The following is a 6,852-nucleotide window of genomic DNA, read 5'->3' as shown; positions in this document are numbered from 1 at the left end:
CTTTTGAACCCAAGAAATGCAAGTGCGCATTTCGGGTAGCAGTATCTGCGTGTACTCTCAAAATACTCTGTTGTGGCTACAATATGGCTACAATTAAAAAGGATAAAAAAATAAAAGACTATGATACAAGGAGTTGCAGCGAAATGGTCATTTTCCTCTCTCTCCGCAATTTCTTTCTCTTTTGCAGATTGCTTGGCAATGAGCCTGTCCATATCCTCCGAAATCTTCCTGTCCGTCACCTGCGCGTAAATCTGCGTGCTTGATATGGAGGCGTGCCCCATCATCTTGGCAATGCTCTCAATGGGTATTCCTGCACTTAAACTCATTGTACCGAAAGTGTGCCTTGCCATATGATAGGACAACCGTTCTCTGATACCGCAAGCCTTGCCCACAATGCACAGGTTCTTGCCCATTACGCTACGGCTGCAACTACGGGGGAAGACAAGGCTGTCGCCTTTTTCTTTCACCGTCTGCAGTTCTTCGTTTCCCTCCTGTTCTTCCCAACAATGGCGGATAATGGCCTCCGCTATTGGATGCAGCGGCACAACGAACTCCACCTTTGTCTTTTGACGTTCCTTTCGGATATACTTCCTCCCGCCCGCTGCCGTTTGGATATGCCCATATTGCAGAGTTTCCATATCAGCGATTGCCAGTCCCGTAAGACAGGAAAAGACGAACATCAGCCTTGCCAATTCCGCCTCGCTGTCATTCATTTTCATTGTCGCAAGTTTAGCAACTTCACTCTTTTGCAGGAAGCGTATCTTCTTTTCTTCTTTCTCATACTTGGCATGCTCAAAAGGATTGCAGCGAATAATCCTCTTGCTGACCGCACGGAACATCAGCCTGCTCAGCCAGCAGAGATAGTTGTTGATGGTCGTTCCCTTTAATCCGCGCTTTTTGAGAAAGAAGCGATATTCCTCAAACAAGTCCTCCGTAATGGTGGAAATGGATATGTCCTGCAATCCTTTATCTTCCACAAACTCACGGAGGTTCTTGTCAGAATGGGACAGATTCAGATAAGTTCCCTCCGCCCTTGACTTTCCAACGCTTTCCTTGAGTGCTTGCAGCTCCGCCCTGCTCATGGCAAGGAGGGTTGACGGATTCTCTGTTATGCCTTGCAGGTGGTTCTTGATAAGTTCAGCACTTACCACTCCGTCCCTTGTCAGTATATCCTGATAGGTCTTTTCCACAATTTCCCTGAACTCATGGAGTCTTTGATTGGTTTTCCTGTCTGTCGTCAAGCCCTGCTTGGTGTTCCACTCGGAGGGATTGCATTCTTCGCCCGTGGTAATGGTTGTGCTTTTTCCGTCTATGGTGATACGGCATAGAATGGCGGTATTGCCATCTGCCTTAATTTTCTGTCTGTTGATATAGAACATTATCTTGAATGTACTTCTCATTGTCTTGATGCTTTAATGTTTTGATTGATTGGATGAAAAAAAATAAGATGATGAGACTTTATCGTTAGATAGTCAGCTGCATATCACCTGTAAAAGAGAGGAAAAGGTCGAACTCCTCAAAAAGTTTCAGTGGAGTTACTTTGGCATAGCGTTCCGTCATGCTTATGTTGGAATGTCCCAGCATCTTGCTTACCGTTTCAATAGGCACACCCTGTTCAAGCGTGATGAGTGTTGCAAAGGTGTGCCTTGCGGTATGAGTGGTAAATGGAAACGATATGCCTGCACGAAGCCGCAGGGCTTTCAGACAGGTCTGATAGCTCTTGTACTTGATATAGGGAAGCAGTGTTTCCCTTTCATCGCAGTGAAACCTCTCTATCAGCCTAATGGCTTCGGGCAATAACTTGATACGGCAGGGTACGCCTGTCTTGTGGCGGTTGAATTTCAGCCACATTTTGCCTTCATCATCACGGACAAGGTGGGACTTGCTCAGTTCCATCAGGTCGCAATAGGCTGCACCAACATAGCAGGCAAAGAGGAATATGTCCCTTGCCGTTTCCATTTCTTCCTCCAAATCCTCAAAGCAGAGAGCCTTCAGCTTTTCCAACGCTTCCTTGTCGAGTGCCTTGGGGAGTTTCTTGTTGCCCTTTGATATCTTAACCTTGTCAAAAAGGAGCGTGTCTGCCAATCCCTCACGGTATGCCAATCTGCATACCGTCTTCAAATGCGTGGCTACATTATAGAACGTGCTTTCCTGAAAACCACACTCACCTAAGAAATACTGCTGGAACTCATGGATAAAATCCTCTGTAAGTTGCGAGAATGCCAAGTCCGAAACCTTGTACTTCCGTTGAATAAACTTCTGTAAATGTATCCGGGTGGAGTGGTAGCCGTGTATGGCTCCTTCCTTGATGTCTATACCTACATGGTTTTCTTTTTCCTTGATGAGTATGTCCAGCCTTTCGATGAGCATGCACCGTGTCTGCACGCTGCCCTGAAACTGCTCCTTCACATCGGTTGCGTCAAACGGGCATCCTTTGGAGAGCAGGGACTGATAAGCAGACTGAACGGACAGCAACAGGTTTTCCAACCTGCTGTTCACTTCCACCGCCTCACGGCTCTTTCCGTCCATTCGGCTCTCACGGGGATTCCACAAATCGGGATTGCAGGAGAGTTTGCAACTGAACTGGGCAATGGAACGGTCGATGGTTATCCGCCCCATAATCGGGGCTTTGCCCGACTTGTCAAGACCGCTCTTTTTGAGGTAGAGCAACACCTTCATTTTTCCTTGTTTCATACGCTTTAATTTCTGTGGGCAAAGTTACCCGAATTAAAGCGTTCCTCACTTACGCAGAAAACTGCCGACCGAAGCAACAGCCACACGAGCGAAAATAATTCAGTTACCGAATATTACTCCATCGTTACCTATGCTAGAATCGAGTAACGTTCTGGTAACTGAACTTCTGCCTAAATCTGCATATTGCTGCCCTTTTTGAAAGAGGCAGTTTTATGCAAATTGTTCCGTTTCCTGCTTATTATCAGTCAGTTTACACCAACTTCGATTTTACTTCATTTTCTTTGATTAGTTGGTGAGTAAGATAATTCTTAAAATACAACTTGTTGAAAATAAAGAAGTTACCTTGTTAGTAGAACTAAACTGGTAACGATTTAGAAACGAGCGAGTTACTTGGTTTCGCTGTTTTCTGCCTAACAAAGAACGCTTGTTATTCTGTTTGCAAAGATAATACTTTGTTACCGAATAACAAGCGTTCTTGATGAGATATTCTTCTTTCTGCATTTTGTTCAGGCGTGAGTTATAATCCTCTTCCACGTTTTTTCTTTCTGTTGGCTTGGTTCCTGAGCTTGCGCTGCCACGCTGTTTCAGCATAGTCATTGCCCTGTGTGGATGGTGTAATCAAATCGCCTAATCCTTCCACAACTTCATCGGCTGCACTAACAATGGTGTCTGCCACTGTACTAATAGGATTCTGCACTTGTGGTGTGTCATTGTCTCGTGAAATTGAGGAGCGGCTTGGAGGTACGAGTTGATAACCGGTATCAGGGCGTTCGTTCTTTTCTGTTGCCTCCTGTATTGTTTGGTGTGGTTTCCTTGGCTCTTCCCTGTTGGTTGGTTCAAAGTTTTTCTGCAGGGAACGGTAGCCGAACTCCCTGCCGATTTCGGATGCCTTGAATGATTGTCCTGCGTATGAGAACTTCAAGCCATAGACCTTGCCCTGCTTGTTCTTCATGCGCTCTATCGCGATGCCGTTCTTGTTCAACTCGTAAAGGAACATGGAATGCCCAGTAATACCCATACCTTTGTACTTGTCAAGCAGGGCATAGCAGATTTGCTGTACCTGCTGTTTTGTCTGCTCTCTTATTGGACTGGCTTTTGGCTCCTGATGCTGCTTTTTCGCCTTGACCTCCTTTGCGATGGTCAAGTGTTTCTCCCTGCTGATTTCTTCCGCCACCCTTGCTGCCCTATTGCTCACAAAAGTAGTATCATAGACCTCTCCGTACAAACTGATGCGGTTGGCAATGATGTGAATGTGTCTGTTGTCGGTATCCTTGTGCGTTACCGCCACCCATTGGTGGTTGTCAAGTCCCATTTGCTTGGCAAATAAATGGGTTATCCACATGAGTTCGGACACTGACAGCTTTTTCTCGTCCTGCGGTGCGATGCCTATTTCGATACGGAGAAACTTGTTCCTGCAACGACTGTTGTAATCGCTGACCACTTTCATTTCCTCATAGATAGCCTTTGGCTCCCTGCTGCAAAGATTGTGGAAGGCAAGTCGATAGCCAAGCTTGCCCTCTCTGAAGATATAGTCTAAAGCCGTGCTGCCGTGCGCTATCGCCTTACATTTTCCTATCATTTCTTGTTAGATTTAAGACCTTATATACCTCATCTTCCACACGAAAATGAGGGTCGTAAAACCGCTTAAATGCTTCTTTTGCACATAGTGATAGGTTCTTTGTGATGAGTACCCACCTTTCGTCCTTGACCTTGATGAGATTGGATACCTGTCCATAGAACTTTCCTGTATGATGGAGAATGGCAATGGCTTCCCTCTCATTGTCTGTCATCTTGGGAACGGCTGTTACTTCTCCGTTAAGGAGTATCTCACGGCAGTAATCTGAGAACTTCCGCCCTGCACTTTCCGCTTTTGACTTGATACGCTGCTTCTCTTCTAAGGTGCATCTTACCTTGATGAACTCCGTTTTGTTCATCCGCTGTTCTTCCTTATCCTGTTGCTGCCATCGGGCAGCTTTTCCTTTGTATCTTTTCATATAAGTTTCTTAGAAAGTTAATCATTGTAGATGATTCATTGTTTCTTAATTCCTGAATACTGACCGATGAGAACGGAGTGATTACGGTCTTATCTCCCCGACAATCGAACGAGGGGAGCAAGAGCAGTTTGTGGGTACAAACTGACGTCTTGCAATGTCAGCTAACGAAACGTTTACGCATAAAGCGTTTTGGTTATTAAAAGCGAATGCCGTGCATTCAGTATCTAACTGCGTTCGTAGCGTTCCCACCATTCAGTGTTTTTAGCAAAAGTTCGTTGCCTTACTCTCTGAAAAGTGTCGAGGGTTTTGAGTGAAAGAGGTGTTCCTTTTTCTGAAACCCCTCGACCATTTTCTTGCGGTTCACAGTTTTCTCCATTTCTCTACATCCTCACCGTATTCCCCCAAATGGATGCGCACGATGTTCTCCACGAAACTTGAAAGATTGCTACCCCTGTCACCCAACCTGCGAACGATGAAGTCGGCACGTTCCTGCGTCTCCCTGCTCAGGTAAACCGCCTTTCTCTCACTTAGCTTTGTCGGAACGAGGAACGCCTGCTTGTATGCGTCGAGTGTCTCTTTTCTCATCTTGGCACTGATGCGTTTTTGAACGGTTGCATGCTCTGTATGCTGTGCAGGCTCGGCTGGCGTAACATACTTTATGACATGTTCTGTTCCTTGTTGTTTTTGCTCTTGAATATTTTTCATTCCCTTTGCTCGAAATTCAGCGACGGTTTGTTCACTTGAACTTTCAGCTTGGCTCATACTGAAAGATTTCCTGATGGTATTTTCCATTTCCTCTTTGCTGACTGTTTTCTTTTCCATACCTCTATCTTATTTTAAGTTTGACTTGTTTTCTTTTGTTGCTTGTATTGGGAGTTTTCTCCAACTTTTTCTGTTGCTCACGGACACGACTGACATGAAACTCGTTGAGGTCTTTGAAGTCTCTATAATACACTGCCATATCTTCTACCTTAAAACCTGTGTTTACAAATTCCTGCACAGCTTTTCGACCTGCATCGTCATTATCAAGAAAAGCACGAACAGAGGTTATATTTCTTTTATTCAGGTAGTGAATACTTCTTACAACATTACTCACGGAATTCATCACAAGGCATTGGTTGGTTACTTCCTCTTTCATTGAAAGGAAAGAAAGAAAATCCATAAAGCCCTCGAACAGACAGACAGGTTGTGCCTTGTCCTCAAATATAGGGGTGATGTCTTTCGGGGCAATCGTTCCCTTAAACAAATGATTGTCCCGTAGTTCATAACCACCTGAAGAATTGGCAAAGCCGATGGCTTCATATCTTCTTTCCCTTACCTCGTAGCTGATACATTTGAGAAAGGGTGTTGCCTTTTCTAAATCAATACAGCGTTCCTTTTTGAGATACTCCTGCAGGTGCGGCGGCAAGGTGTCTGAGATGCTTGTCAGTCTCCTTGTTCCGCTTGCTGTTATATCCTTTCTTTGATTTGGACTGATAGATGTTTCTCTCTTTGAAGAACAGGAGCAGTACGCTGTATGCTCTAAAGCGTTCTGCCCCAAACGGCAGATGGCTTCCGAGAGCGTGCAGCCTTCCAAGCGTATACAAAGGTCGATGATACTTCCGCCCCTGCCTTCGGCATAGTCTATCCAAAGGTTCTTTTCCGTGTCCACCTTGAAACTCGGATGAGTTTCCTCCCTGAGTGGTGAGCGATACATGACATAGGTAGATGTTTTACGGACAGGCCTAATGCCTTTCCTTTCGAGATATTCCACGATGGAATATCGTTTGATTAGTGATAAATCTTCTTTTTTCATTGTTTTGATACTTTAATGGGTTGAATGATAATTATTTATGCTTGTCTGTTTTATGGTTTTACCGTTTCCAAAGTTTTTCCCCTCCAAACTTTTTCATCTTTCTTCTTACTACATACTATTTTGTGATAAGTGATTGATAATCAGTGTTACTTTGTAGTATAAGACAACACTACACATTCTACTACATTTGGCTACTACAAGTTTGAAGGAGCGGGCAGGGCAAGATTTTCCTAATTTTGTAGATATAGATGGGGCTACCTCCGTTTCTTCGTTTGCTCACCTTTATGTATCCTGCTTTCTTCAAGGCTTCGCCCATACGCTTGGCAACAAGTGGTTGGTGAGAGTATAAATACCCAAATAGGTAAGTAT

At 44.6% G+C, this 6,852-nt stretch carries 7 protein-coding genes and 1 pseudogene; all 8 read right to left on the bottom strand.

The features are described from left to right. The coding region (locus F596_RS11170) for a site-specific integrase (RefSeq protein ID WP_019036832.1) at window positions 1-1,400 on the bottom strand (1,400 nt) is incomplete at its 3' end. A 64-nt stretch (window positions 1,401-1,464) separates the two neighbouring features. Beyond that, window positions 1,465-2,694 (bottom strand): site-specific integrase, encoded by a 1,230-nt coding sequence (locus F596_RS0109950; RefSeq protein ID WP_008449768.1) that lies wholly within the window; start codon window positions 2,692-2,694, stop codon window positions 1,465-1,467. A 285-nt stretch (window positions 2,695-2,979) separates the two neighbouring features. Further along, window positions 2,980-3,195, bottom strand: a complete 216-nt coding sequence (locus F596_RS11670) for a hypothetical protein (protein ID WP_081618448.1) — start codon at window positions 3,193-3,195, stop codon at window positions 2,980-2,982. A 16-nt stretch (window positions 3,196-3,211) separates the two neighbouring features. Then, complete coding sequence (locus tag F596_RS0109945) at window positions 3,212-4,273, bottom strand: relaxase/mobilization nuclease domain-containing protein (protein WP_008449737.1); 1,062 nt, start codon at window positions 4,271-4,273, stop codon at window positions 3,212-3,214. Beyond that, entirely contained in the window at window positions 4,257-4,688 is a 432-nt protein-coding gene (locus tag F596_RS0109940; RefSeq protein ID WP_008449726.1) for a plasmid mobilization protein, read from the bottom strand. Before F596_RS0109940 ends, F596_RS0109945 begins: the two co-directional genes overlap by 17 nt. A gap of 360 nt (window positions 4,689-5,048) precedes the next feature. Continuing rightward, a complete protein-coding gene (locus F596_RS0109935) occupies window positions 5,049-5,510 on the bottom strand; it encodes a DUF3408 domain-containing protein (protein WP_008449678.1) in 462 nt (153 codons plus the stop codon). A gap of 4 nt (window positions 5,511-5,514) precedes the next feature. Continuing rightward, window positions 5,515-6,483: a toprim domain-containing protein gene (locus F596_RS0109930; protein ID WP_009012342.1), complete on the bottom strand. Its 969-nt coding sequence runs from the start codon at window positions 6,481-6,483 to the stop codon at window positions 5,515-5,517. Between the two features lie 181 nt (window positions 6,484-6,664). Next, a pseudogene (locus F596_RS11665) lies at window positions 6,665-6,852 on the bottom strand (VapE domain-containing protein); the annotation flags it as partial.

The sequence above is a fragment of the Prevotella amnii DSM 23384 = JCM 14753 genome (genome assembly GCF_000378745.1).
Lineage (GTDB): Bacteria > Bacteroidota > Bacteroidia > Bacteroidales > Bacteroidaceae > Prevotella > Prevotella amnii.
Note: the sequence above shows the minus strand (reverse complement) of the source record. Positions and strands in the feature narration are given on the sequence as shown.

Excerpts from the sequence above, each read along its gene's own strand:
- F596_RS0109950 (WP_008449768.1), bottom strand. The coding sequence starts at position 2,694 with ATGAAACAAGGAAAAATGAAGGTGTTGCTCTACCTCAAAAAGAGCGGT.
- F596_RS11670 (WP_081618448.1), bottom strand. The coding sequence starts at position 3,195 with ATGCAGAAAGAAGAATATCTCATCAAGAACGCTTGTTATTCGGTAACA.
- F596_RS0109945 (WP_008449737.1), bottom strand. The coding sequence starts at position 4,273 with ATGATAGGAAAATGTAAGGCGATAGCGCACGGCAGCACGGCTTTAGAC.
- F596_RS0109940 (WP_008449726.1), bottom strand. The coding sequence starts at position 4,688 with ATGAAAAGATACAAAGGAAAAGCTGCCCGATGGCAGCAACAGGATAAG.
- F596_RS0109935 (WP_008449678.1), bottom strand. The coding sequence starts at position 5,510 with ATGGAAAAGAAAACAGTCAGCAAAGAGGAAATGGAAAATACCATCAGG.
- F596_RS0109930 (WP_009012342.1), bottom strand. The coding sequence starts at position 6,483 with ATGAAAAAAGAAGATTTATCACTAATCAAACGATATTCCATCGTGGAA.